Source organism: Cupriavidus sp. GW823-FHT07B10 (assembly GCF_058794355.1).
Genome location: NZ_JBXAGS010000005.1, coordinates 384877 through 409652, shown reverse-complemented (window position 1 = coordinate 409652; position 24776 = coordinate 384877). Strand labels below are relative to the sequence as shown.

Genomic DNA, 24776 nt, shown 5'->3' with positions numbered 1-24776 from the left:
CCGCGCGCCGTCAAGCGCGCCGGATCTTCGCTTCTTCCACAGCCGCGCGCACGCACTCGGCCAGCAACTCTGACGCGCGGGTGCGCGTCGCGCGGGCCGTGCGCGCGATCACCAGCGGCTGGCGCACGGTATCTTCCCGTATCGGCTTTTCCACGACGGCGGTGATCTGGGACGACGCCGGCGCCTGCGTGATCAGCAGCGCCGCGCCCAGTCCGTTCGCCACCATGCCGCGCGCCAGTTCCAGCGAAGTCGCGCGGTAGCGCACCTCGGGCTGCAGCCCGAATTGCCAGAACGGCGCCATCAGGAATTCACGGCTGTGCGGCAGGTCGATCAGGATCAGCGGTTCCTGCGCCAGTTCGTGCAGCGACAGGCTGCCTTTGCGCCTGGCCAGCCGCGAGCCCGCGGGCAGCAGGCCGTAGGGCCGCAGCTCTGCCAGCAGTTCGCGCTCGATGTCTTCGGGCATGCCTACGTCGTAAGTCAGCGCCAGCTCGATCTGCCCGCCGTGCAGCCAGTCTTCCAGTTGTGCGAGATCCCCTTCGACAAAGCGTACCGAGAGTTTGGGATAGCGCTCGCGTGCCAGGCGCAGCACCACCGGCAGATAGACCGGCGCCAGCGTGCGGAAGACGCCGATCTGCACCTCGCCCGCGGCGGCATCGCCGCTCTTGTCCACTTCAAATGCCGTTGCTGCCCCGAGGATGTGGCGCGCTTCCGCCAGCTTGCGCACGCCGAAGCGGGTCAGGGTCATCCTTGCGCCGACATCACGGGCGAACAAGGCTTCCTCGAACAGCGTCTCCAGTTCGCGGATGGCAACGGAGATGGAGGGCTGCGAGACGTTCAGCAGCCGCGCAGCCGCCGTGGTGCTGCCGGTTTCGGCCGCCGCGGCGAAGTAGCGCAACAGCCGCAAGGAGACGCGCATCAGAAAATCCTATAGGTGCTAGTCGAATTCAATATTTTACTTGATAGCCTGCGCTGCGCAGAATCGGTGTCACTGAAACGCAAGCCCGCGGGTTTGCAAGCCTGGAGGCCAAGACGTGACTCATTCCGACCTGCCGCTTGCCGGCATCCGCGTGATCGATTTCTCGCGCGTGCTGGCGGGCCCTTACTGCACGGCGCTGCTCGGCGACCTTGGCGCAGAGGTGATCAAGATCGAACCGCCTGGCGGCGATGACTACCGCGCGGTCGGTCCCTTCGTCGATGGCAAGAGCGGTCTGTTCTCTGCCATGAACCGCAACAAGCAGAGCATCGTGATCGACCTGAAGACGGCAGCGGGCCTGGAGCTGGCGCGCTCGCTCTGCGCCCGGGCCGACGTGGTGGTCGAGAACTTCCGCCCGGGTGTCGCGGACAAGCTGGGCATCGGCTATGAGGCGCTGCGTGCGCTGAATCCGCCGGTGGTCTACGCCAGCGTGTCGGGCTTCGGCCAGACCGGGCCGGAATCGCACCGTCCGGCCTACGACATCATCCTGCAGGCAATGTGCGGGCTGATGGATGCCACCGGCGCCCCGGACGGCACCCCGACCATGCTGGGCGAGGCCGTCTCCGATGCGGTCAGCGGCCTGTTCGCCTCATGGGGCGTGCTGGCCGCGCTGCTGGCGCGCGAGAAGACCGGGCGGGGCACGCATGTCGATGTCTCGATGTTCGACGCCACCCTGAGCCTGAGCGCCACCCTGGTCGCGCGCTATGCCGCGACCGGCCTGGCGCCGCTGCGCGTCGGCAACCGCCATCCCTCGTCCGCGCCGTTCGGCGTGTACCGCGCCGCGGACGGCTTCTATGTGGTGGCGGTGCTGAACAACAAGCTGTTCCAGGCGCTGGCCAATGCCATCGGCCGGCCGGAGATGGCGCAGGACCCGCGCTTTGCCGACGACGAGACGCGCTGCCGCTTCGAGAGCGATCTGCGCGCCGGTCTCGAAGCCTGGTCGGCCAGCCGTTCCGTGGCCGAGGTGAACCGCCTGCTGAGCGAGGCGGGCATCCCTGTCGCGCCTATCCGCAACGTCAAGGAAGCCCTGGAGAGCGACCATGCCGCCCACCGCGGCCTGCTTGCCGAAGTGCCCGGGCCGGAGGGCGGCACCGTGCGGTTGCCCTCGCAGCCGGTGAAGTTCTCCGGCTACGGCGCCAATCGCGTGACGCCCGCGCCGGCGCTGGGGCAGCACACCGAAGCCATCCTGGCCGAGCTGGCCAACGCTGCCACGGCGCATCCGCAAGTGTTCAGCAAGGAGAAACAACATGCATAAACGACTGGGCGTAGAGCCGGGCGATCTTGAGATTGCCGATGCCATCGGACGCTTCGCGCAAAGCGAACTGGCCCCGAAGGCGGCCGAGGTGGACCGGGCCGAAGCCTCCACCACGTGCTATGTGCCGCAACTTGCCGAGCTCGGCCTGATGGGGATGAACCTGCCGGAGCGCTGGGGCGGGACCGAGACTTCGCCGGTGGCACTGATCCTGTCGTTGGCGGAGGTTGCCAAGGCCTGCGCCTCGACCTCGTCGATGATCGGCGCGCACTACCTGGCTACCGATTCCATCCTGATCGGCGGCGACGACAGCCTGCGCGAGCGCTACCTGCCGGATGCGGCCGCCGGCGGCAAGCTGGGCGCCTTTGCGCTGACCGAGCCGCGCGCCGGCTCCAACCCGGCGGACATGGCCACGCGCGCCACCCCGGAGGGCGACGGCTACCGCCTGCGCGGGGTCAAGCACTTCATCTCCAATGCGGACGCTGCGGACTTGATCGTCGTCTACGCCAAGACCGATCCCGCCGCCGGCACGCGCGGCATCAGCGCCTTCGTGGTGGACCGGCACAGCGAGGGCGTGCAGATCGCGCCCGCCGAGAAACTGATGGGAATTCGCGGGGCGCCGGCCCATGAGGTGGCGCTGGACTGCTTCGTTCCCGCCGCCAACCGGCTGGGGCCGGAAGGCACGGGCTTCCGTACCGCGATGAAGGTGCTGGACAACAGCCGCCTGGACGTGGCTGCCACCAGCCTGGGCATTGCCGAGGCAGCGCTGGCGTGCGCGGCGGACTGGGCCAGGCAGCGCCAGGTCGGCGGCGAGCCGCTGGCGCGCAAGCAAGGCCTGCAATGGATGTTTGCCGACATGCGCACGCGGCTGGAGGCGGCCTGGCTGCTGACCCTGCAGGCGGCGGTGCGGCGCCGGGACGGAGAGCCCTTCACCGAGCAGGCATCGATGGCCAAGCTCTATGCCTCGGAGATGGTCGGCTTTGTCACCGACGCCGCGCTGCAGATCCACGGCGGCTACGGCTTCACGCGCGAAATGCCGCTGGAGCGCCTGGTGCGCGATGCGCGGATCCTGCGCATCTATGAAGGCTCGTCGGAAATCCAGCGGACGGTGATCGCGCGCGCGGTGCTGGCGTAAGCGCCGCTGCAGATCCGACGGTGGGGATCAGGGCGTGGCAGGCGTGTCGGGGCTGTCAGGCGTGGCGTCGGGCGCGGCAGGGGTGTCAGGCGTGGCAGCGGGCGTGGCGGGCTTGGCTTTCCGCGGCCGGGTGCCCGCACCGCGGCGGGCCTTCAGCTGCTGGGCCCGCTTGGCATCCGCCAGGCTGACGACGCCGGCCTCATTGCCCTCCAGGTCCAGCCGCTTGGCGCCTTCCACCATGCACGACCAATAGCGTGCGCCGCTGCACCAGGTGCGGATCGCTTCACGCAGCTCCGCCTCGGTCAGGGCCAGCTTGCCCGCATGCTGGGCCAGATCCTCGAACGTGCCGACCTTCAGCGGCACCTTGGGCGCCGGGTTCTTCGGAAACGCCTTGGGGAAGTGCTTCTGCAGCCGGGCAATGGAATGCACCACAGGATCGACGGGCGGCTTCGCGGGTGCCGCAGCCTGCGCGGCAGCCGGCGCAGGGCGCCGGCGCTTGCCTTCCGCCCGTGATTCGGCCTTTGCCTTGGATTCGGCCTTTGCCTTGTTTGCCAGTTGATCCCTTAGTGCTGCGAGTTGTTCAAAGCCCATGATATTTGCCGTTCTGTGAACCAGAATTGTAGCAAGGCTGGGCCAACGACAGGTTTGGCGGCATTTTGCATGCGGCGGGCATGGGTCGAATACGTCTCTCGCTGCCGCAAGGCGGGGCCGGACAGAAGGGCTCTCGGCGGGGGCGCCCTCACGTGATTGCCCTGAGCAGGCGGACCATCCGTTCGAAAATCGAGGAGCAGCGGTGGATTCCCATGCCATGAACGGTGAAACGCCAGACGCGTCGCATCCGCAGCAATCCCGTGCAGAGCTCACGCTTGCTGCGTTGGGCGTGGTCTACGGCGATATCGGCACCAGCCCCCTTTATGCGGTCAAGGAGACCTTCAATCCAGCCCACGGGATCCCGCTCGTAACCGAGAACATACTTGGCGGTATCTCCGCGATCCTCTGGGCGCTGATGTTGGTGGTTTCGCTCAAGTATGTGATCCTCATCATGCGGGCAAACAACAGGGGCGAAGGTGGCATCATGGCACTGCTCGCGCTCGCCCTGTCGTCCGTGAAAAAGGTCGGTCGCTCGCCGACGCCGATCCTGCTGGTGGGCCTGTTCGGCGCGGCGCTCTTCTATGGCGATGCCGTGCTGACACCTGCCATGTCGGTGCTCTCGGCGCTCGAAGGCATCGAGGTGGGCACTACCGCGCTGCAGCCTTATGTCTTGCCGGCATCCGTGGGTGTGTTGATCGCGCTGTTCCTGTTCCAGCGGCATGGCACCGCCGCCATCGGCGCGCTGTTCGGGCCTGTCACGATCGTGTGGTTTCTCGCCCTGGCCGCCGCGGGCATCCACGGCATCGCCCGGTATCCCGCAATCCTGGGCGCGCTCAGCCCGCTGCACGCGCTCGGCTTCGTCACGCAGCACGGGTTCGCCTCGTTCGCGGTGCTTGGGGCGGTGCTGCTCGCGTTCACCGGTGCCGAAGCGCTCTACGCCGATATGGGGCATTTCGGCAGTGCCCCGATTCGCCTGGCCTGGTTCGGGCTGGTCTTCCCGGCGCTTGCGCTCAACTACCTGGGGCAGGGCGCGCTGATCATTGTGAATGCAAAAGCAATCGAGAACCCCTTCTACCTGCTGTATCCGTCGTGGGCCCTTTATCCGATGGTTGCACTCGCGACAGCGGCAACAGTGATCGCGTCGCAGGCGACGATTTCGGGTGCCTACTCGCTGACGAAACAGGGAATCCAGCTGGGCTATCTGCCACGCATGAACGTGGTGCACACATCGGAGCGAGCGATCGGTCAGATCTACATACCGACTCTCAACGGGATGTTGCTTGTTGCGGTTCTGGTTGCCGTGCTCGGATTCGGATCTTCGTCCAATCTCGCTTCGGCGTACGGGGTCGCGGTCACCGGCACGATGTTGGTGACGACGCTTCTCACCTTCTTTGTGATCCACTACGGTTGGCGCTACAACCTGCTGCTAAGCCTTGTCGCAACCGGCTTCTTTATTGCGGTGGATATGGCTTTCGTTTCCTCCAGCCTGTTGAAAGTTGCCGAAGGGGGCTGGTTCCCGCTCGTTGTCGGGGCTGGGATATTCGTCGTGATGCTGACATGGGTTCGCGGCCGGCAAGCGCTGTTGGAGCGGCTCCAAAGTACCGACGTGCCCCTCAAGTCGTTCCTGGATTCGCTGTTTCTCGCACCACCACCGCGCGTGCCCGGCACGGCGGTGTTCCTCACCCCGACACCGGATGTGGTGCCACACGCGTTGATGCATAACCTCAACCATAACAGGGTGCTACACGAGCGCGTCGTGTTTCTTACCGTGAGAATGAAGGATGTGCCATCGGTGCCGGCGACCGAGTGCGCAGCCGTTGAGCCGCTCGGACACGCCTGCTACAGGATAACGCTGCGCTTCGGCTTCATGAACCGGCCCGATGTCGCGCAGGCGCTCGGCGCTCTGCCTCCGGCGGCTGGCCTGGAGTTTGACATCATGGACACCTCGTTTTTCCTGAGTCGCGAGGCCATCGTCGCTGCAGCCGGTGGTCCCAGTGGCATGGCGTCATGGCGTGAACGTCTGTTTGCCACGATGAGCAGGAACGCCGGCAATGCTGCTGATTACTTCAACATACCGGCAAATCGCGTGATCGAGATTGGCACGCAGATCAAGATCTAGACCGCCGGCGGTACCTGTTCTGCAAAGGACTCCGTGCCCCAGGCGTCCCGTACCTCGGCAGCCAGTTCATCGGCGCGCCCTTGATAGCGTGGCGAAAAATGGAACGGCGTCACCGCGCGTGCGCCTATGCTGCGCGCAATCCGCCCGGCCTGGGCGGCGGTCAGGTGGTTCTTGCGCAGGCCGTGTGCCCGGTCGACATCCAGGAACACGCTCTCGATGAAGAGCTGGTCGACGCCTTGCATCAGTTGCGACAATGCTTGCACGTTCGCGCTCGTATAGCGCAGGTCGGTCACGTAGCCGATGCGCAGGCCGGGCTCGGTATCCAGGATCAGCCGGCTCAGCTCGCCGACCGTTCGCGCCGATGCATGGTCGCCGCTCCTGTCCCGCCATTGCACAAGGATCGGGGAATCTGCGGCCGCGCCGGTCAGGACCGCATGCTTGAGTTCGCGCAGCCAGGCGCCGGTGGTCAGGCCCGATGCAGCCAGGCGCTCCTTGTTGACGCCGAGCCGGGCCTTTTCCTCCACCAGGTAGGCCAGGCATGGAATCCCGTGATCGACAAAGCAGGCGCGCACCCGGAACGTCGCTTCGTCATGCACGATATCGCCGGCCCTCTCGACACACGCTTCGGCCTCCCTGGCAAAGCCGTGCCGGCTGGAAAAGCAGGCGTGCCGCATCTGCCCGTCCAGTCCAAGTTCGGCCACTTCGATGACCAGCTCGGTGGCGTAGCGATGCACCACGTTCCAGGTATAGGCAAGCAGCTTGTGCTCGACCTGTGCCAGGAATCCTGGCCCGCCGACCAGCACGAGGCGCGGCTTGCGCCCGAGCAGCACACGCAGCAGCTTGTCGAAGCCAGAGAAATGATCCATGTGCGCATGCGTGACAAATACATGCGACAGGCGCATCAGCTCGCGCGGCATCAGCCGGGCGATGTCGCCCAGGTCGAACAGCAGCGCGCGCCGTTCGTCCAGGAAGTCTACGAACAGCCCCGGATCGCCAAAGGCATCGTTGACGAGGCGGGCTTCCAGCAGGGGGCGCATGTTCACTCGCGGTGCGACCGACGCTAAGGCTCAGGCAAGGGCGCACTGGTCCGGCTGCCGGTCACCGCCCGGTCAGCTGGCGCAGCAGCTTCTGCACGATCCGCTCATGCTGTTCCAGCGCCGCGTCAAGCGTCTGCGCGCCAAAGCTTTCATTGTCCTGCTCGGCCTGCCCGGTCACGCGCGTGATGAACAAGGGGGTGTCCGTCGGCGCGGCCTCCGACACGCCCCGGAAGCGGGTCGTCACCGTGCCGCCGGACTGCTCCAGCAGGGTGCGGCGGAATACCAGGTCGTTGTCCGCCATCCAGCGCGACCATTCGTCGTGGTCGGCTACCTGCACTGGCCGGTTCTTCTCATCAAGGATATAGAAGCGGCGCCATTGCTGTGGATCGTGACGAGGCTTCATCGACTACCACCTCCGTGTGGTTGTGGCCCGCTTGTCACCCGGGCCCGACGGCCAATGTGCTTTGCAAGCGACTACCGCGCAACGCAAGTGCACGATCTCAACGCCGCCCTGCAGCTAGTCTATTTGACGGATGCGTTCATGCCAGCGCGCCGTTGCGTGCCACGACCCGGCCGGCCGACACCACCAGTTGCCGCACCGGCCTTGCCACGACCGCCTCGGCCACTGTTTGCGCGGCGACCAGCACCAGGTCCGCCCGGTCGCCCGGCGCCAGGCCATAGCGCTGGAAGCCGCATGCGCCGGCGGCCGCGTGCGTCACGCAATCGAGCGCAAGCGCGAGTTCGTCATCGCGGCGGAAGTTGTTGCGCAGGCCGATCAGCATGGCCCGCTCCAGCATGTCGGGCGAGCCGTATGGGGTCCAGGTATCGCGGATGCCGTCGTTGCCGCCGGCAATCCTGACGCCTGCCGCGCGGCACGCGGCGACCGGCGGCACCGGGCGCGACGGCGGTGCGGTGGTGACGATGACAACCCCAAGGTCGGCGATGCGCCGCAGCAGCGCGTCGCGCTCGCGATCGGCAATGTCGCCCAGGCAGAACGCATGGCTGACCGTGACCATGCCGCGCATGCCCAGCGTGGCCGTGCGTTGCAGGATCAGGTCGAGGGAATAGGCGCCCATGGTGCCGGGCTCGTGCAGATGGATGTCGAGCGGGCGGCCATGGCGCTGCGCGAGGCCGAACAGGACATCCAGTGCGCGCACCGGGTCGCCTTCGATGGCGCACGGGTCCAGCCCGCCGAGGATGTCGGCGCCATCGCGCAGCGCCGCATCCAGCAGCGCTTCCGTGCCGGGGCGCCCCAGCACGCCCGACTGCGGGAACGCGACGATCTGCATGTCCATCTGCGCGGACAGCTGGTCGCGCGTGGCAAGTACTCCTTGCAGATGGCGCAGGCCCGCGTCGGTGTCGATATCGACGTGGGTGCGCAGCCGCGTGGTGCCCGCCGCAAGGAAGGCGCGCGCCAGCGCCAGCGATTGCGTGCGGGCATCGTGGCCGGTGGCGGCGCGCCAGCGGCGCTCGTTGTCGATGCGGTCGGTCAGGTTGGGGCCGACCTCATTACGATACCAGGGCATGCCCCACAGGGTCTTGTCCAGGTGGGTGTGCGCCTCGACCAGGCCGGGAAGCGCCAGCGCGCCGGCGCCGTCCTCGACCTGGCATCCGGCCGGCGCCTCAAGCCCGGCGCCGATGCGCGCAAACTGGCCGTCTGCGATCAGGATATCGACCTGGTTCCCGGCTGCGAGCCGGACATTGCGGACCAACAGTTGATTCATTGCATCTTCCGTTATTTCAGGATGAAGCCGCCTTCAGGACGGCGGGGCTTGTCTCTCGGCACGGTTCAACGCTGCGGGGCGCGCATGCCGCCGCGCGGCAGGCAGCCGAGCAGCCTGTCGAAGGCCGGCGCGATGTCCTCCTCCGGCACGCAGGCATACCCCAGCAGCAGGCCTCGCTGCACGGCATCGCCGATGAAATAGCGCGACAGCGGCCGCACCATGATGCCGCGCGCGCGGGCGGCGGCGGTGATGGCCACGTCGTCGGCATCGTCGGGCAGGCGCAGCACCAGGTGAAGGCCGGCATTGCTGCCGTGCTCATGCAGCGCGCCGGGGCCGAGATAGCGCTCGATCAACGCGGCCAGGATGGCGCGCCGTCGGGCATACAGCGGCCGCATGCGGCGGATGTGGGCGGCATAGTCGCCGGCCTGCATGAATTCGGCGACGGTTGCCTGCGTCATCAGGTGGCCGGCCCGGTATAGCTCGGCGTGCGCGGTCTGGAAGGCGCCGGCCAGGCTGCGCGGCAACACCAGGTAGCCCATGCGCAAGCCCGGATAGAGGGTCTTGCTGAAGGTGCCGATATAGATCACCGGCGCATCCGGTTCCATGCCCTGCAACGACGGGATCGGCTGCCCGGAAAAGCGGAACTCGCTGTCGTAGTCGTCCTCCACGATCCAGCTGCCGCGCTGGCGGGCGTACTCCAGCAGCGCGCGCCGGCGCTTCAGGCTCATCACGGCGCCAAGCGGGTACTGGTGCGAGGGCGTGACGAAGATAAAGCGCGGCGCGGGCATCTCCCCGCCGGCCTCCGTGTTGGGCAGCGTCAGGCCCTCGTCGTCCACCAGCTTCGGCACCATGCCGATATCGCTGACCTGCAGCACGCCGCGGATTCCCCAATAGCTGGGTTCCTCCACCCACGCCTGGTCGCCGGGCGAGCCCAGCATCCTCACCACCAGGTCGATGGCCTGGTGTATGCCCTCGGTGATCAGCACCTGGTCCGGATCGCAGCGCACCGAGCGCGCTACCCGCAGATGCGCCGCCAGGGCTTCGCGCAGCGCCGGCAGCCCGCCGCCATGGCTGTAGCTCAGCCACTCCGGGTGCGGGTTGCGCCACACGCGGGCCGAGATCTGTGCATAGCGGCGATGCGGGAAGCGCGTGACGTCGGGAACGCCCGGCATGAATGCGCCCCATTGCGTTGGCGAGGCCGAGGCATTGGCCAGCAGCCGCTGTCCGCGCGGCGACAGCCCGGGCATGGCCTGCGGCCCGACCTCGGTCGCCGGCACCGCGGCGGCGTTCAGGTAGCGCTCCGGCGCGGTGGCGGCAACGAAGGTGCCGCTGCCGGTGCGTGCGTACAGGTAGCCCTCGGCCAGCAGCTGGTCGTAGGCAAACATCACCGTATTGCGAGACAGCCCCAGTTCGGCGGCCAGGTCGCGTTGCGGCGGCAAGCGGGTGGCCGGCGCAAGGCTGCCGTCCTGTATCGCGCCGCGGATGCATTCGTAGAGGCCGCGGTTGAGCGGTTTGCCCAGTGCCGCCGTGCCTTCGGGGCCCAGGCGCTGGAGCAGCTGGTCGCCGCAGATCGATTTCAAATTGGCACCATCGGAATTGCGAAAGCGGTACTGGATTATAGGGCCAAGGCCGGTTGAAATGGCTGGCATCGCTGGGCCCCTGCCAGCGGTGCCCGTTTCGCGAGTCGGCCGGTGCCGACAGTCCTTACCGCACAATGACCATGAAAAACCTCGAACTGAACCAACGCCGTACCCTCGCGACGCCGCGCGGAGTGGGCGTGATGTGCGATTTCTACGCCGACCGCGCCGAGAACGCCACGCTGTGGGACGTGGAAGGCCGTGCCTACACGGACTTCGCCGCCGGCATCGCCGTGCTCAACACGGGCCATCGCCACCCGCGCGTGATGCAGGCCATCGCCGCGCAGCTGGAGCGTTTCACGCATACCGCCTACCAGATCGTGCCCTACCAGGGCTATGTCACGCTGGCCGAGCGCATCAACGCGCTGGTGCCGATCCAGGGCCTGAACAAGACGGCCCTGTTCACCACCGGCGCAGAGGCCGTGGAGAATGCCATCAAGATCGCCCGTGCGCATACCGGCCGCCCCGGCGTGATCGCCTTCTCGGGCGCCTTCCATGGACGCACGCTGCTGGGCATGGCGCTGACCGGCAAGGTGGCGCCGTACAAGATCGGGTTTGGCCCGTTCCCCTCCGACATCTACCACGCTCCGTTCCCCAGCGCGCTGCATGGCGTCAGCACTGAGCGGGCGCTGCAGGCGCTTGAAGGCCTGTTCAAGACCGATATCGATCCGGCCCGCGTGGCCGCGATCATCGTTGAGCCGGTGCAGGGCGAAGGCGGCTTCCAGGCGGCGCCGGCCGATTTCATGCGGGGGCTGCGGGCCGTATGCGATCAGCACGGCATCGTGCTGATCGCCGATGAAGTGCAGACCGGCTTTGGCCGTACCGGCAAGATGTTCGCGATGTCGCACCATGACGTGGAGCCGGACCTGATCACCATGGCCAAGAGCCTGGCCGGCGGCATGCCGCTGTCGGCGGTCAGCGGCCGGGCCGCGATCATGGATGCGCCGCTGCCCGGCGGCCTCGGCGGCACCTATGCCGGTAATCCGCTGGCGGTGGCGGCGGCGCACGCGGTCATCGACGTCATCGAGGAAGAAAAGCTGTGCGAGCGCTCTGCCAGCCTGGGCCAGCAGTTGCGCGAGCACCTGCTGGCGCAGCGCAAGCACTGCCCCGCAATGGCCGAGGTGCGCGGGCTGGGTTCGATGGTTGCCGCCGAATTCTGCGATCCCGCCACAGGCCAGCCCAGCGCCGAGCATGCCAAGCGCGTGCAGACGCGTGCGCTGGAAGCCGGCCTGGTGCTGCTGACCTGCGGCACCTACGGCAATGTCATCCGCTTCCTCTATCCGCTCACCATCCCGCAGGCGCAGTTCGACGCGGCGCTGGCGGTGCTGACCCAGGCGCTGGCCGAATAAGGGGAACACATGGAACTCCAACATACCGCGCTGTTGCGCAGCCATTGCCTGATCGACGGGGAATGGACCGGGGCGCAAAGCGGCGCAGAGCTCGCCGTCTGCAACCCGGCAACCGGTGAACGGATCGGCTCGGTGCCCCTGGCCGGCGCGGCCGAAGCCGAACAGGCGGTGCGCGCCGCCGAGCGCGCGCTGCCGGCGTGGCGCGCACAGACGGGCAAGGCGCGTGCCGCCGTGCTGCGCCGCTGGGCCGACCTGATGCTGGCGCACCAGGAAGACCTGGCCCGGCTGATGACCGCAGAGCAAGGCAAGCCCCTGCCCGAGGCGCGTGGCGAGGTGGCCTATGCCGCGAGCTTTCTCGAGTGGTTTGGCGAGGAAGCCAAGCGGGTCGATGGCGAGGTGCTGGCCAGCCCGCGCAGCAGCCAGAAGATGCTGGTGCTGCGCGAACCGGTGGGCGTGTGCGCGGCCATTACGCCGTGGAACTTCCCCGCGGCGATGATCACGCGCAAGGTCGGCCCGGCGCTCGCCGCCGGCTGCACCATCATCGTCAAGCCGGCCGAACAGACGCCGCTCACGGCGCTGGCGCTGGCCGTGCTGGGCGAACAGGCCGGCGTGCCGCGTGGCGTGCTGCAGGTGGTGACCGGCGACGCCGTGCAGATCGGCGGCGTGCTGTGCGCCAGCCCGGTGGTGCGCAAGCTCAGCTTTACCGGCTCGACCGCGATCGGCAAGCTGCTGATGGCGCAGTGCGCAGGCACCGTGAAGAAGCTCTCGCTGGAACTGGGTGGCAATGCGCCGCTGATCATCTTCGATGACGCGGACCTGGATCGCGCGGTCGAGGGCATCCTTGCCTCCAAGTTCCGCAACAGCGGCCAGACCTGTGTCTGCGCCAACCGCATCTATGTGCACGACCGCGTCTACGACGAGGTCGCGCGCCGGCTGGTCAGCGCGGTCGAGCAGTTGCGGCCGGGCCATGGCGTCGACAGCGGGGTCACGCAAGGCCCGCTCATCGACGCCGACGCGGTGGCCAAGGTCGAAGCGCATATCGCCGACGCGCTCGCGCAAGGCGCCACGGTGCTGACGGGCGGCCAGCGCCATGCGCTGGGCGGCACCTTCTTCGCGCCCACGGTGCTGGCCAATGCGACTGCATCGATGCGGGTCGCGCGCGAGGAGACCTTCGGCCCGCTGGCACCGCTGTTCCGCTTCACCAGCGAAGCAGAAGTGGTGGCGATGGCCAACGATACCGAATCCGGGTTGGCCGCTTACTTCTTCTCGCGCGACATGGCGAAGATCTGGCGCGTGGCGCAGGGGCTCGAGTACGGCATGGTCGGCATCAATACCGGGCTGATCTCCAATGAGGTGGCGCCGTTCGGCGGCGTCAAGCAATCGGGGCTGGGCCGGGAAGGCTCACGCCATGGCATCGACGAGTATCTGGAGACGAAGTACCTCTGCATGGAAGTCGAATAACAACAATGGGGTGAGGAACACCCCACCACCAGGGCGGGGCACGGCGCACCCACGCAGTGCGCTGGCCCCACGGAGACAAGACAGTCCGGCGAATGCCGGTGCCAGGTGGGCGACTCCGGTGCAAGACCTGCGCAAACTTCCAGGAAACGGAAGGGGGCGGACAGGACGCGCGCCGCGATCGGCCCAACGCCAATGGCACGCATATTGCGGACTGGGAAGTGCCATCCGTTGCTGTCAGCGGATGCCATTTCTTCTATCGATGAGGGTACAAAGATGCGTTCCACTGCTATCCGCAGCCTGCTTGCAGTCGCCATGCTGGCGGCCTCTTCACTGGCACTTGCGCAAGGCGCCCGCGACTGGCCCAGCCAGCCGGTGCGTATTGTCGTGCCGTTCCAGGCCGGCTCGGCCACAGACCTGATCTCGCGGCAGATCGGCCTTGGCCTCGGCAAGGAATACGGCCAGACCTTCGTGGTTGAAAACCGCCCGGGCGCCGCCGCGATGATCGGCAGCGAGGCGGCCGCGCGCGCGCCGGCCGATGGCTATACGCTGCTGATGTCCGGGCCGGCGTCGATGGTGACCAACCGGTTCCTGTACAAGAAGCTCAGCTATGACCCGGATGCGTTCGAGAAGGTGGCAGTGGTCGCGGTCACGCCGAATATCCTGTTGTCCAACCCCTCGCTGCCGTTCAAGACGCTGCCCGAGATGGTCGCGTATGCCAAGGCCAATCCGGGCAAGCTGACCTATGCCTCGTTCGGTGCCGGCACCACCTCGCATATCGCCGGCGAGATGCTGAAGGCCGCGGCCGGCATCGATATCGTCCATGTGCCGTACAAGGGCGCCGGCGAAGCGATCCCGGCGCTGCTGTCGGGCCAGGTGTCGATGTATTTCGACACCATCATGACCGGCCTGCCGTATGTGAAGGCCGGCAAGCTGCGCGCGCTCGGCATGTCCACCGCAAAGCGCTCGCCCAACGCGCCGGAGATTCCGACGATTGCCGAGCAGGGTTATGCCGGCTTCGATATCGCGCCGTGGTACGGCATTGTCGCGCCCAAGGGCACGCCGGCCGACGTGGTCAGCAAGCTCAATGTCTCGATCAACAAGCTGCTCAAGGCGCCGGAGTTCCGTGAACGCCTGGCTGCCACCGGCGCCGAGCCGCGCGGCGGCAGCGTCGGCGATTTCAGCGCGATGGTCAGCGCGGAGATCCCGCGCACCGAAAAGCTGGTCAAGCAGTCCGGCGTGACCCTGCAATAAGCCGCGTGCAGCAACCCTGGGGCGCCGCCCGCGCGCCCCTTTACCTGTTCTGAATGGAGTTCCCGATGTTGCCTTTCGACTGGACCTTTCCCTACCCGTCGCAAAAGATGCCGCTGCTGGCCGCCAACGCGGTCAGCACCAGCCAGCCCCTCGCCGCGCAGGCGGGGCTGCGCATGCTGTACGAAGGCGGCAATGCCATCGACAGCGCCATTGCCAGTGCGATTGCGCTGACCGTGGTGGAGCCGGTGATGAACGGCATTGGCGGGGACATGTTCGCGCTGGTCTGGCACGAGGGGCAGCTGTACGGGCTCAACTCCAGCGGCCGGGCGCCGGCGCGTTGGACCCTGGATCATTTCGCCGGGCACGACAGCATGCCCCAGGTGGGCTGGGATACGGTCACCGTGCCGGGCCAGGTCGCGGGCTGGAAGGCGCTGTCGGCCCGCTTCGGCAAGCTGCCGTTCGCGCGGCTGTTCGCGCCGGCCATCGAGTACGCTGAACAGGGCTTCCTGGTGTCGCCGCAGATCGCACGGCAATGGGCCGCGCAGGTGCCGGTGCTGGCCGGCCAGCCTGGCTTTGCCAAGGCGTTCCTGCGCGACGGCAGGGCACCGCAGGCGGGCGAGCGCTGGCGCTTCCCGGAGCAGGCCGCCACGCTGCAGCGCATTGCCGAGAGCGATGGCGAGAGCTTCTACACGGGTGAACTCGCCGCGCGCATCGTCGCGTTCGCCGAGGAAACCGGAGGCGCCATCCGTGCCGACGACCTGGCCGCACATCGCGCCGCCTGGGTCCAGCCGATGGCGCAGCAGTTCCGCGGCTACACGCTCCATGAAATTCCCCCGAACGGCCAGGGCATCGCCGCGCTGATCGGCCTTGGCATCCTGGACCGCTTCGACGTGGAAGGCATGGGCTGCGACAGCGCCGGCTTCTATCACGTCAGTATCGAGGCGATGAAGCTGGCCTTCGCCGACCTGCACCGCCACGTGTCGGACCCGTCCACCATGCAGCACGCGCCCGCCGCCTTCCTGGATCCGGCCTATCTTGCCGAGCGCGCGGCGCTGATCGACATGAAACGCGCCGGCACACCTACCGCTGGCATCCCGAAGAGCGGCGGTACCGTCTACCTGTCCAGCGCGGATGCCGCGGGTTCGATGGTGTCGTATATCCAGTCAAACTACCGCGGCTTTGGCTCCGGCGTGGTGGTGCCCGGCACCGGCATCGCGCTGCATAACCGCGGCGCGGGCTTCAACCTCAAGCCCGGCCACGCCAACTGCGTGGCGCCGGGCAAGCAGCCGATGCACACCATCATCCCGGGCTTCGTTACGCGTAACGGCGCACCGGTGATGTCGTTCGGCGTGATGGGTGGCTCGATGCAGGCGCAGGGCCATGTCCAGATGATGGCGCGGCTTGCCGCCTTCGGCCAGAATCCGCAGGCCATGAGCGATGCCCCGCGCTTCCGCGTTGAGCACGGGCCGGTGGTCAATGTCGAGGCGCATCTGCCGCCGGATGTGGTCGCCACGCTGCGCGGCATGGGCCATCGCGTCGAGGTGGCGCCGCGCGACAGCCTGGAGTTCGGGTCGGCGCAACTCATCTACAAGGCGCCGGACGGCTATATCGCGGCCTCGGACTCGCGGCGCGACGGACAGGCAGTGGGGTTTTAGGGGCGAGCCGCCCGCGGTCACAGCGGCGCCGGTTGAGGCTGGCTGGCAGGCGTGGCCGCGGCGGGCTTCTTGTTGTCAGTGCCGCTATATGAGAAGTACTTCGCCTTCGCGCCCCTGGCCCAGTACGCCACCGTGAAGTGCTTGCTGTCGCGCCCATAGAGCAACTCCAGGCTGCCATTGGCGGCGGACCACTCGGCATAGCCATTCTCCGCCGCGCCTTCGGTCTTGCGCAGGGACGCATAGCGCTCGTCGAGCTTCTTGCGCACCTCATCCAGCGCCGGGCGCTCGAACGTCATCGTGATCAGCGCCACGGTGTCCTGCGCATCGCAGTTCAGGATCACGCGCGTCAGGCCCTGCAGGTGGAAGCGCTCCAGGTGCCTGAGCTCGACGGCGTCGCCACCGGCCCACTCGGACTTGCCGGTCCTGGCGTGATTCTGCGGCGGCGCAAGGCGAGAGCACCTGGCCTTGCCCAGCTCCAGTCCCAGCGGCGCAGCGGTGTTGCCGGCTGCGTCAGGCTGGGCAGGGGGCGCGGCATGGATCGAAACGGATGTCAGCAGGGTGGCGCAGAGCAGGGCGGCCTGCTGCAGGTTCAGGCGGGAAAGTGCTTTCACGGTCTTGAGGGAAGTTGTCAGCCGGGATTCTACGGCTTTCTTGTTTCCTGCCATGCATCTTCACGTCTGCCCGTGGTCCTTGCGTACCCGGTCTGCTTGTCATATAGTCCTATTAATAGAACTATAGAAACAAGGCAGGAGCAAGGATGGAGACACGGACTGGAGCACTCGCTGGCGTCAAGGTCGTGGACATCACGGCGGTGTTCATGGGCCCCTCGGCCACGCAGATGCTCGGCGACCTCGGCGCGGATGTGATCAAGGTGGAGCCGCCCGCGGGCGATAGCACCCGTGGCATCGGGCCCTGCGGCAATGAGAAGATGGGGCCGCTTTTCCTCGGGCTGAACCGCAACAAGCGCAGCATCGTGCTGGACCTGAAGTCGCCGCAGGGGCGCGAGGCGCTGCTGCGCCTGGTGGCGGATGCGGACGTGCTGGCGTACAACGTCCGGCCCCAGGCGATGCAACGGCTCGGGCTGGACTACGAGACGCTGGCGCAGATCAATCCGCGCCTGGTCTATGTCGGCATGTTCGGCTTCTCGCAGCGCGGACGCTATGCCCCGCAAGCGGCGTTCGACGACCTGATCCAGGCCGCCACCGGGCTGCCCCAGGCGGTTGCCATGGGCACCGGCGACATTCCGCGCTATCTTCCGCTGACCATTGCCGACCGTTCCGTCGGACTCTATGCCTTCGGCGTGATCTGCGCCGCGCTCTACGCGCGGGCGACCTCCGGCCGCGGCCAGCGCGTCGATGTGCCGATGTTCGAAACCATGGTGCCTTACGTGATGGGCGACCATCTCTATGGCGAGACCTTCGTGCCAGCCAAGGGCGGATTCGGTTATCCACGCCTGCTGTCTCCCGAGCGCCGGCCTTACCGGACCCGCGACGGCCATGTCTGCTGCCTGATCTATCACGACCATCACTGGCGTGCCTTCCTGAAGGTGATCGGCAAGCCCGGCCTGTACGACACCGACCCGCGCTTCGCCGACATCACTACCCGGACGGCGCACATCACCGAGCTCTACGGCATGGTCAGCGACGAACTGGCCAGGCGGACCACGGAGGAATGGCAAGTGCTGCTGAAGGAGGCGGATATCCCGGTGTTCCCGATGCACACCTTTGAATCGCTGCTCGATGATCCGCACCTGAATGACATCGGCTTCTTCAGCGAATCCGACCACCCGGCGGTGGGCCGCATCCGCGAAATGTCGGTGCCCAGCGAATGGCACGGGACGCCGCCATCGCAGCGCCGCCATGCCCCGGCCCTGGGCGAGCATAGCCGCGAAGTGCTGCGCGAGGCCGGCTACAACGAGGCCGACATCGACAGCCTGATGGCATCCGGCGCATCGCGCGAACCGCGCCAGGCATCGGTGCATACGGCTGGCACGGCAAGCGAGGCCTGAACATGAATGAAGAACTCCTGTGCGAAGTCCGCGGCGCGGTCCTCTGGCTGACCATCAATCGGCCCGAGCGCCGCAACGCGATCAATCCGGCGGTACTGGACGGGTTGCACGCGGGGATCGACCGTGCCAACCACGACGACGCCATCCGCGCCGTGGTCATCACCGGTGCCGGAGACCAGGCCTTTTGCGCGGGCGCCGACCTGCAGAGCGGCAAGTCCTTTGCGTTCGACTATTCGGAGCCGAGCCAGCGGCTTGCCGACCTGCTGCGCTGCGCGCGGCGCTCCAACGTGCCGCTGATCGCGCGCGTCAATGGCGCCTGCATGGCTGGCGGCATGGGGCTGATGGCCATGTGCGACATGGCGGTGGCCAGCGAGCGGGCTGTGTTCGGCCTGCCCGAGGTCAAGGTGGGGGTGTTCCCGGCGCAGGTGCTGAGCGTGCTGCAGCATCTGGTGCCGCGGCGCGTGCTCAATGAGCTGTGCCTCTGCGGCGAGCCGCTGACCGCGCAGGAAGCGCTGGCGGCAGGGCTGGTCAACCACGTCAGTACGGACCTGGACGGCAAGCTTGACTGGCTGCTGGGCCGGCTGCTCGACAAGGCGCCCGCTGCGATCCGGCGCGGGCTCTATACCCTCAAGCATATCGATGCGATGTCCTTCGAGCAGTCGATGGCGTTCACGGAAAGCCAGATCGGCCTGTTCGCCATGACCGAGGACGCGCGCGAGGGCCAGCTCGCCTTCCGCGAAAAGCGCAAGCCGAACTGGACCGGCAAGTAAGAGAAAGGCAAGGAGACAGGACCATGCATGACAAGACAGTGCGCATCGGCGGCGCTTGCGGATTCTGGGGCGACAGCAGCGTGGGCGCGCCGCAACTGGTGCGCCATGGCGGGATCGACTACCTGGTGTTCGACTACCTTGCGGAGCTGACCATGTCCGTGCTGGCCGCGGCTCGCCTGCGCAAGCCGGAGCTTGGCTACGCCACCGACTTCGTCACGGTGACGATGAAGACCTTGTTGCGGGAGATCGTTGAGTGCAACATCCGCGTGGTCAGCAATGCCGGCGGCATCAATCCGCAGGGCTGCGCGCAGGCGCTGGCGGCGATCGCCGCCGAGCAGGGCATTGCGGTGCGCATCGCCGTGGTCGAGGGCGATGATGTCATGCCGCTGGTGGCATCGCTGCGCGAGGCAGGCATCACCGACATGCAGAAGGGCTTGCCGCTGCCGGACAAGCTGGTCAGCGCCAATGCCTATCTCGGCGCGCTGCCGGTCTGCAAGGCGCTGGACCAGGGCGCGCAGATCGTCATTACCGGCCGCTGCGTGGACAGCGCGGTGACCCTGGGCGTGCTGATGCACGAATTCGGCTGGCAGGCGCACGATTATGACCGGCTGGCGCAGGGCAGCCTGGCCGGCCACATCATCGAGTGCGGCTGCCAGGCGACAGGCGGGCTGCATACCGACTGGGAGCAGGTGCCGGACTGGCCGAACATCGGCTATCCGGTGGTGGAGTGCCGGGCGGACGGCAGCTTCCTGGTGGGCAAGCCACCCGCTACCGGCGGACTGGTCACAACTGCCACGGTGGGCGAGCAGGTGCTGTACGAGATCGGCGACCCTTCGGCCTATCTGTTGCCGGACGTGACCTGCGATTTCACGCAGGTGGCGCTGCGCCAGGCCGGGCCGGACCTGGTCGAGGTGCGCGGCGCCCGTGGGCGTGCGCCGGGCAACTGCTACAAGGTCAGTGCCACCTATATGGAAGGCTTCCGCTGCAATGCTCAGCTGACCATCGTCGGCATTGACGCGGCGGCCAAGGCCGAGCGCACGGCCGAGGCCATCCTGGCCCGCACGCGCAGGCTCTTCGCGGAAAACGGCTGGGGCGACTACACCCGCACCCGGGTCGAAGTGCTGGGAGCCGAATCCTGCTTCGGGCCGCACGCTGCGGCGCGCCATACCCGCGAGGCCATCATGCGGCTTGCGGTCACGCATCCCGAGAAGGCGGCGCTTGAACTATTCGCCCGCGAAATCGCGGCGGCCGGCACGAGCTGGTCGCCCGGCACCACGGGATCGGGCGGCGGACGCGCCAGCCCGTCGCCATCGATCCGGCAATACGCCTTCCTGCTGGACAAGGGTGCGCTGTCGCCGACGGTGGTCATGGATGGCGTGTGGACTGCCGTCTCCATCCCGGCCGGGCACGCAGCGACGGACGCCGCCGCCCCCGCCGCGGCGCAGGCTGCCGCCATCCCTGCCGGTGGCGACAGCATTGAAGTCCCCCTGGTCCGGCTTGCCTACGGGCGCAGCGGCGACAAGGGCGATATCTCCAATATCGGCCTGATTGCGCGCCGGCCGGAATACCTCCCGCTGCTGCGCGCCGAGGTCACGGCGGCGCGCGTGGCCGACTGGCTGGGCCACCTGGTGCTGGGGCCGGTCTCGCGCTATGACCTGCCGGGTTTCGACGCGATGAACTTTGTCTGCGAGGCGGCGCTCGATGGCGGCGGCATGGCATCGCTGCGCAATGACCCGCTAGGCAAGGGGATGGCGCAGATCCTGCTGACGATGCCGGTGCGCGTGCCGCGGAGCCTGCTGTCATGACACGCGCCAGCGCCAAGGTCGCAGCCAATGACGGCATCGCGCTGGCCGACGATAACGCCGGCGGCGTGACCCGCTACCGGCAACTGGCAAGCGTGCTGCGCCACAAGATCGTCGCCGGCGAGTATCCGATCGGGTTCCAGCTGCCCACGGTCGAGCACCTGGCGCAGGCGTACGGCCTTGCCAAGGTCACCGTGCGGCAGGCCTTTGCCTTGCTGACCGAGGAAGGGCTGATCAGCAGCCAGCGCGGGCGCGGCACGCACGTCATCATGGTGCCGGCCGGCCCGGGCGAAGGCATGCGCTCGGCCATCAACGATGTCTCGGTTGGCGCCAGCGGCCTCGAGATCCGCATCCTGGAAAAGCGCAAGAACATGACCCTGCCGCCCGGCCTTGCCACCTGCGGCGCGCCGATGGACCGCTACGTGATGCTGCGCAAGCTGCACGTGCATGACGGGATGCCGTTCTGCCTGATCGAGCTGTATGTGGCCGACGCGGTGTTCGCCAGGTTCCCGCGCGGCGCTGAGAAGCATCACAAGATTGCCCACTTGCTGCGGGAGCAGCTGGGCGACCGGCTTGGCACGATGCGCCAGACCATGACCGTTGAGCCGGCCGACGCCATGCTGGCGCGCGACCTGGACTATGCCTTCGCGGCACCGGTCGCGCGCATTGTCCGTACCACGCTGGATATCGACGGCAACGTGCTCACGGCGGGCCGCTTCTGGTACCGCGGCGACCGCTTCATCCTCGACGTGGAGATGCCCGCGCAGCTTACCGAGCGCTACCCCGAACTGGCCGTGCCGAAAGCTGCTGCCCGGCAAGACGACTAACCAGGAGACAACGCATGACATCGCAATTCGTACGACGCGCCGCCGATGTGCCCGCCTATTCCCCGGCCAACCATACCGGAACCGCCAACCAGCGCGTGATCGGCAGGGAGACGGTCGGCGCGCGGCGCATCGAAGTGCTGTTGGGCACGATTTCTCGCGGCCATGGCGCCTTGCCCCATGCGCATCCGAACCTGGAGCAGGCGTCCTACCTGCTGGCGGGCGAGGGCATCGGCGAGGTCGCCGGCAGGGCGCGCACCCTGCGTGCGGGCGACTGGGGTTTCAATCCGATGGGCGTATTCCACCGCTTCGAGGTCGTCAGCGACGAGCCGGTGCAGGTCATGGTGGTGTACGCCCCACCGTACAGCGAAAACCCGAACGCGGCCGTGGTGGCCAGCGCAGCGGATGATCCCCGCTGCAGCGCGCAGGCGGACAGCTTGCGCGAGGTGCCGATGCATGAGGCGGCCCAAAGCCTGCCTCACTACCATCGCGTCCGTGCCAGGCCCGTGATTACGCGCGACACGGTCGGCGCTCGGCATCTGGATATTCGCGCACTGGAGCTCGAAGCCACGGGCGGTGCCGAAGCGCACTCGGTGGCGGCGACTGAGCAGGTGCTGTTCCTGCAGTCGGGTTCGGTCAGCGGCGAGATCAACGACCAGCAGTTCACCGCGACGTCGGGGGACTGGGTCTTTGTGCCGGAGGGCGGCACTTTCAGCTTTGCGGCGCAAGGTGGCCTGTGCGAGGCCATCCTGGTGCGGGCGCACGACGCGGTGCCCTGAATCCGACCCGCGCAGGGCCCAGACAATGAACAGATGCCAAAGGCACGAGGAGACAGACCATGATTCATCCATGCATGCGTAAAGTGGCCATCGGGCTGCTGTTGCCGCTGGCCGCGGCCACAGCCGCGACGGCGCAGGCCGTGGACGCCAGCCAATATCCGGACAAGCCAGTCCGCGTCATCGTGCCGTTTCCCGCGGGCAGCGGCACCGACAGCAGTGCGCGCTTTGTCGCCGAGCGGATCACCGCGCAGACAGGCAAGCCCGTGGTGGTGGACAACCGTCCGGGCGCCAACGGCTTCATTGCCGCCAAGGCCGTGGCCGGCGCAACCGGCGACGGCTACACCATGCTGGTGACGACCAACACCACGCATGCTGCCAATGCGTCCTTGTTCAAGAAGCTTCCTTATGACCCGATCAAGGATTTCGCCCCGGCATCGCTGATCGCCAAGAGCGGGCTGGTATTGGTGGTGCCGCCCGACAGTCCGGTACGCACGCTGGCAGACCTGACGGCGCTGGCCAAGGCAAGAAATGGGACGCTGACGTTTGCCAGCGGCAGTTCGTCGACCCGCATCGCCAGCGAACTCTACAAGATGCTGGCCGGCGTGCAGGCGCTGCATGTGCCCTACAAAGGGGTGCCGCTGGCCCTGACCGACCTGATGGGGCACCAGATCGATTTCATGATCTCCGATATTTCTCCGGCCATGACGCTGATCCAGGGCGGCAAGCTGCGCGCGGTCGCGGTGACCACTGCGCAGCGCAATCCGGTACTCAAGGATGTCCCCACGATGGCTGAGAGCGGCCTGCCCGGCTATGAGATGGTGGCATGGTCGGCGGCCTTCTTCCCGGCCGGGACGCCGAAGCCCGTGGTGGACCGCATGAGCGAACTGATGCGGAACGGCCTGACCGGGCCGGCTGCCACCGACTACTTTGCCCGCACCGGAGGTCAGCCTGCGCCATCGACGTCCGAGGAACTGGCCGCCTTTGTCCGCAGCGAGACCCTGAAATGGGCCAAGGTGATCAAGGCAGCGGGAATCGAGCCCGAGTGACGTAGAGGGGGGGCGTTGATGCGCAGAACGCCTCCTGCAGGCCTGCCCCTACACCTCAGGTGCTTGCGCCGGCATGAAGCGCCGGGTAGCGGCCCAGAACACCAGTGCCAGCAAGCTGACCACGGCGCCCAGCGCGCACACGCCCCGCCAGCCGGCAGCATCATAGACCGCCGTGGTGGCAATCGCGCCCAGCCCGCTGCCCGCCGCGTAGAACAGCATGTACGCGCCGACCAGCCGGCTGTGCGCCGCGGCATCGGTGCGGAAGATCATGCTCTGGTTGGTGACGTGGATGGCCTGGCCGCCCAGGTCGAGCAGCACGATGCCGATGGCCAGCGGCCACAGCGAGGTCTCCAGCCATGACAGCGGCAGCCAGGCCGCCACCAGCAGCACCAGTGCCGCGAGCGTGGTGCGCTGCCCGAAGCCCTGGTCCGCCCAGCGCCCCGCACGCGCAGCCGCCAGGGCGCCCACCGCGCCAACCAGCCCGAAGGCGCCGATGGCCGTATGCGAGAGCCCATAGGGCGGAGCGCTCAGCGGCAATACCAGCGCGCTCCACAAGATGTTGAACGCCGCGAACATCAGCAGCGCGATCGTGCCCCGGATCTGCAAGACCCGGTCGCGGCGCAGCAGCAGGAACATCGATGCGACCAGGCTGGCGTATCGCATGCGCTGGCCGGCGCTGGCCACCACTGGCAGCGTGCGCCATAGCAGCCATGCAAGCACCAGCATCGCCGCTGCGGCGCAGACATAGACGTTGCGCCACCCGGCCACGTCGCTGACGCCGCCGGCCACGACACGCGCCAGCAGCAGTCCGATAAAGACACCGCTCTGCGCGGTGCCGACCACGTGCCCGCGCTCATGCGGTCCTGCCGCCGCGGCCGCATAGGCGATCAATCCCTGGGTCATGGCGGTGCCGAGCAAGCCGGTCAGGAGCATCCCCGCCAGCAGCACCGTAACGGACGGCGCCAGCGCCACGGCAGCCAGCGCGCCGGCCAGGGCAAGCACCTGTGCCAGCAGCAGGCGGCGGCGTTGCACCAGGTCGCCCAGCGGCACCAGCAACAGCAGCGCCAGGGCACAGCCAAGCTGGGTGGCGGTGACCACTCCGCCGATGGCCCCGGCGCTGATGGAGAAATCCGCCATCAGCGCATCCAGCAGCGGCTGGGCGTAATAGACATTGGCGACGCTCAGGCCGCTGGCGCAGGCGAACAGCAGCACCGCGCCGCGCGGCAGGTTCGCACACGGTGTCGCAGGGCAAGTCGGAGGCGGTGCCGTCACCGGCGTAGCGGGGGAGGTTTTCATACCAGTCCATGTGGTTGCAAAACAAAACCAGTTGAAGCGTAAGCGTACTGGTTTTAAAATGCAACTA

21 protein-coding genes are annotated in these 24776 nt (G+C 67.4%); 13 read left to right on the top strand and 8 right to left on the bottom strand.

The window, feature by feature from the left end; translation table 11 throughout:
- Nucleotides 1–10 precede the first annotated feature (10 nt).
- Nucleotides 11–916 (bottom strand): LysR family transcriptional regulator, encoded by a 906-nt coding sequence (locus tag AC1Q6V_RS14230; RefSeq protein ID WP_058698544.1) that lies wholly within the window; start codon nt 914–916, stop codon nt 11–13.
- A 115-nt stretch (nt 917–1031) separates the two neighbouring features.
- Between AC1Q6V_RS14230 and AC1Q6V_RS14225 the strand changes: the two genes are divergently transcribed.
- Together AC1Q6V_RS14225 and AC1Q6V_RS14220 are read left to right on the top strand one after the other, a co-directional pair.
- Nucleotides 1032–2228, top strand: a complete 1197-nt coding sequence (locus tag AC1Q6V_RS14225; RefSeq protein WP_454750587.1) for a CaiB/BaiF CoA transferase family protein — start codon at nt 1032–1034, stop codon at nt 2226–2228.
- Nucleotides 2221–3360: an acyl-CoA dehydrogenase family protein gene (locus AC1Q6V_RS14220; protein ID WP_454750586.1), complete on the top strand. Its 1140-nt coding sequence runs from the start codon at nt 2221–2223 to the stop codon at nt 3358–3360. The genes AC1Q6V_RS14225 and AC1Q6V_RS14220 overlap by 8 nt, the downstream gene beginning before the upstream one ends.
- A gap of 27 nt (nt 3361–3387) precedes the next feature.
- Here the strand turns inward: AC1Q6V_RS14220 and AC1Q6V_RS14215 are convergent, their stop codons facing one another.
- Nucleotides 3388–3951, bottom strand: coding sequence for a ProQ/FinO family protein (locus tag AC1Q6V_RS14215; protein WP_011616927.1), 564 nt, complete (start codon nt 3949–3951; stop codon nt 3388–3390).
- Between the two features lie 217 nt (nt 3952–4168).
- On the opposite strand from AC1Q6V_RS14215, the gene AC1Q6V_RS14210 reads away from it, so the two are divergent.
- Nucleotides 4169–6070, top strand: a complete 1902-nt coding sequence (locus AC1Q6V_RS14210) for a potassium transporter Kup (protein ID WP_010809697.1) — start codon at nt 4169–4171, stop codon at nt 6068–6070.
- On the opposite strand, the gene AC1Q6V_RS14205 is transcribed toward AC1Q6V_RS14210, so the two are convergent.
- The 4 genes from AC1Q6V_RS14205 to pdxR all read right to left on the bottom strand — a co-directional run bounded on the left by AC1Q6V_RS14205 (nt 6067) and on the right by pdxR (nt 10411).
- The gene (locus tag AC1Q6V_RS14205; RefSeq protein ID WP_058698541.1) at nt 6067–7107 is read right to left on the bottom strand and encodes a ribonuclease Z; all 1041 of its coding nucleotides are present in this window, start codon (nt 7105–7107) and stop codon (nt 6067–6069) included. The two genes, AC1Q6V_RS14210 and AC1Q6V_RS14205, sit on opposite strands and share 4 nt — an antisense overlap.
- A gap of 61 nt (nt 7108–7168) precedes the next feature.
- A complete protein-coding gene (locus AC1Q6V_RS14200; protein ID WP_011616930.1) occupies nt 7169–7510 on the bottom strand; it encodes a hypothetical protein in 342 nt (113 codons plus the stop codon).
- Between the two features lie 136 nt (nt 7511–7646).
- On the bottom strand, nt 7647–8831 hold the full coding sequence (locus AC1Q6V_RS14195; RefSeq protein WP_454750585.1) for an amidohydrolase family protein: 1185 nt from the start codon (nt 8829–8831) through the stop codon (nt 7647–7649).
- A gap of 65 nt (nt 8832–8896) precedes the next feature.
- Nucleotides 8897–10411: a MocR-like pyridoxine biosynthesis transcription factor PdxR gene (pdxR, locus tag AC1Q6V_RS14190; RefSeq protein WP_454750594.1), complete on the bottom strand. Its 1515-nt coding sequence runs from the start codon at nt 10409–10411 to the stop codon at nt 8897–8899.
- A gap of 140 nt (nt 10412–10551) precedes the next feature.
- On the opposite strand from pdxR, the gene AC1Q6V_RS14185 reads away from it, so the two are divergent.
- The 4 genes from AC1Q6V_RS14185 to AC1Q6V_RS14170 all read left to right on the top strand — a co-directional run bounded on the left by AC1Q6V_RS14185 (nt 10552) and on the right by AC1Q6V_RS14170 (nt 16184).
- Nucleotides 10552–11817 (top strand): 4-aminobutyrate--2-oxoglutarate transaminase, encoded by a 1266-nt coding sequence (locus AC1Q6V_RS14185; protein WP_010809702.1) that lies wholly within the window; start codon nt 10552–10554, stop codon nt 11815–11817.
- A 9-nt stretch (nt 11818–11826) separates the two neighbouring features.
- Entirely contained in the window at nt 11827–13278 is a 1452-nt protein-coding gene (locus tag AC1Q6V_RS14180) for an NAD-dependent succinate-semialdehyde dehydrogenase (RefSeq protein WP_010809703.1), read from the top strand.
- Nucleotides 13279–13551: 273 nt separating this feature from the next.
- A complete protein-coding gene (locus AC1Q6V_RS14175) occupies nt 13552–14529 on the top strand; it encodes a Bug family tripartite tricarboxylate transporter substrate binding protein (RefSeq protein WP_010809704.1) in 978 nt (325 codons plus the stop codon).
- Between the two features lie 65 nt (nt 14530–14594).
- Complete coding sequence (locus AC1Q6V_RS14170) at nt 14595–16184, top strand: gamma-glutamyltransferase family protein (protein WP_439669901.1); 1590 nt, start codon at nt 14595–14597, stop codon at nt 16182–16184.
- 17 nt (nt 16185–16201) lie between these two features.
- Here AC1Q6V_RS14170 and AC1Q6V_RS14165 read toward each other — a convergent pair whose 3' ends face one another.
- Nucleotides 16202–16795, bottom strand: coding sequence for a hypothetical protein (locus tag AC1Q6V_RS14165; RefSeq protein WP_041688048.1), 594 nt, complete (start codon nt 16793–16795; stop codon nt 16202–16204).
- Nucleotides 16796–16941: 146 nt separating this feature from the next.
- Between AC1Q6V_RS14165 and AC1Q6V_RS14160 the strand changes: the two genes are divergently transcribed.
- Genes AC1Q6V_RS14160 through AC1Q6V_RS14135 form a run of 6 tightly spaced genes read left to right on the top strand, consistent with a single transcriptional unit; the run spans nt 16942 to nt 23413 of the window.
- Nucleotides 16942–18192, top strand: a complete 1251-nt coding sequence (locus tag AC1Q6V_RS14160) for a CaiB/BaiF CoA transferase family protein (protein ID WP_454750583.1) — start codon at nt 16942–16944, stop codon at nt 18190–18192.
- A 2-nt stretch (nt 18193–18194) separates the two neighbouring features.
- Nucleotides 18195–18962, top strand: a complete 768-nt coding sequence (locus AC1Q6V_RS14155; protein ID WP_010809708.1) for an enoyl-CoA hydratase/isomerase family protein — start codon at nt 18195–18197, stop codon at nt 18960–18962.
- A gap of 23 nt (nt 18963–18985) precedes the next feature.
- The gene (locus AC1Q6V_RS14150) at nt 18986–20767 is read left to right on the top strand and encodes an acyclic terpene utilization AtuA family protein (RefSeq protein ID WP_454750582.1); all 1782 of its coding nucleotides are present in this window, start codon (nt 18986–18988) and stop codon (nt 20765–20767) included.
- Nucleotides 20764–21591, top strand: a complete 828-nt coding sequence (locus tag AC1Q6V_RS14145) for a GntR family transcriptional regulator (RefSeq protein ID WP_454750581.1) — start codon at nt 20764–20766, stop codon at nt 21589–21591. Before AC1Q6V_RS14150 ends, AC1Q6V_RS14145 begins: the two co-directional genes overlap by 4 nt.
- Before the next feature lie 14 nt (nt 21592–21605).
- Nucleotides 21606–22367: a cupin domain-containing protein gene (locus AC1Q6V_RS14140; protein WP_454750580.1), complete on the top strand. Its 762-nt coding sequence runs from the start codon at nt 21606–21608 to the stop codon at nt 22365–22367.
- A 59-nt stretch (nt 22368–22426) separates the two neighbouring features.
- Nucleotides 22427–23413, top strand: a complete 987-nt coding sequence (locus AC1Q6V_RS14135) for a Bug family tripartite tricarboxylate transporter substrate binding protein (protein ID WP_454750579.1) — start codon at nt 22427–22429, stop codon at nt 23411–23413.
- Between the two features lie 48 nt (nt 23414–23461).
- Here the strand turns inward: AC1Q6V_RS14135 and AC1Q6V_RS14130 are convergent, their stop codons facing one another.
- On the bottom strand, nt 23462–24709 hold the full coding sequence (locus AC1Q6V_RS14130) for an MFS transporter (protein WP_454750578.1): 1248 nt from the start codon (nt 24707–24709) through the stop codon (nt 23462–23464).
- Between the last annotated feature and the right edge of the window lie 67 nt (nt 24710–24776).

What these genes read in the sequence shown, in the direction of transcription:
- AC1Q6V_RS14155 (WP_010809708.1), top strand. Translation starts at nt 18,195, where the DNA reads ATGAATGAAGAACTCCTGTGCGAAGTCCGCGGCGCGGTCCTCTGGCTG.
- AC1Q6V_RS14210 (WP_010809697.1), top strand. Translation starts at nt 4,169, where the DNA reads ATGAACGGTGAAACGCCAGACGCGTCGCATCCGCAGCAATCCCGTGCA.
- AC1Q6V_RS14170 (WP_439669901.1), top strand. Translation starts at nt 14,595, where the DNA reads ATGTTGCCTTTCGACTGGACCTTTCCCTACCCGTCGCAAAAGATGCCG.
- AC1Q6V_RS14180 (WP_010809703.1), top strand. Translation starts at nt 11,827, where the DNA reads ATGGAACTCCAACATACCGCGCTGTTGCGCAGCCATTGCCTGATCGAC.
- AC1Q6V_RS14205 (WP_058698541.1), bottom strand. Translation starts at nt 7,107, where the DNA reads ATGCGCCCCCTGCTGGAAGCCCGCCTCGTCAACGATGCCTTTGGCGAT.
- AC1Q6V_RS14135 (WP_454750579.1), top strand. Translation starts at nt 22,427, where the DNA reads ATGATTCATCCATGCATGCGTAAAGTGGCCATCGGGCTGCTGTTGCCG.
- AC1Q6V_RS14150 (WP_454750582.1), top strand. Translation starts at nt 18,986, where the DNA reads ATGCATGACAAGACAGTGCGCATCGGCGGCGCTTGCGGATTCTGGGGC.
- AC1Q6V_RS14160 (WP_454750583.1), top strand. Translation starts at nt 16,942, where the DNA reads ATGGAGACACGGACTGGAGCACTCGCTGGCGTCAAGGTCGTGGACATC.
- AC1Q6V_RS14200 (WP_011616930.1), bottom strand. Translation starts at nt 7,510, where the DNA reads ATGAAGCCTCGTCACGATCCACAGCAATGGCGCCGCTTCTATATCCTT.
- AC1Q6V_RS14145 (WP_454750581.1), top strand. Translation starts at nt 20,764, where the DNA reads ATGACACGCGCCAGCGCCAAGGTCGCAGCCAATGACGGCATCGCGCTG.
- AC1Q6V_RS14185 (WP_010809702.1), top strand. Translation starts at nt 10,552, where the DNA reads ATGAAAAACCTCGAACTGAACCAACGCCGTACCCTCGCGACGCCGCGC.
- AC1Q6V_RS14220 (WP_454750586.1), top strand. Translation starts at nt 2,221, where the DNA reads ATGCATAAACGACTGGGCGTAGAGCCGGGCGATCTTGAGATTGCCGAT.
- AC1Q6V_RS14175 (WP_010809704.1), top strand. Translation starts at nt 13,552, where the DNA reads ATGCGTTCCACTGCTATCCGCAGCCTGCTTGCAGTCGCCATGCTGGCG.
- AC1Q6V_RS14140 (WP_454750580.1), top strand. Translation starts at nt 21,606, where the DNA reads ATGACATCGCAATTCGTACGACGCGCCGCCGATGTGCCCGCCTATTCC.
- AC1Q6V_RS14215 (WP_011616927.1), bottom strand. Translation starts at nt 3,951, where the DNA reads ATGGGCTTTGAACAACTCGCAGCACTAAGGGATCAACTGGCAAACAAG.
- AC1Q6V_RS14230 (WP_058698544.1), bottom strand. Translation starts at nt 916, where the DNA reads ATGCGCGTCTCCTTGCGGCTGTTGCGCTACTTCGCCGCGGCGGCCGAA.
- AC1Q6V_RS14195 (WP_454750585.1), bottom strand. Translation starts at nt 8,831, where the DNA reads ATGAATCAACTGTTGGTCCGCAATGTCCGGCTCGCAGCCGGGAACCAG.
- AC1Q6V_RS14130 (WP_454750578.1), bottom strand. Translation starts at nt 24,709, where the DNA reads ATGAAAACCTCCCCCGCTACGCCGGTGACGGCACCGCCTCCGACTTGC.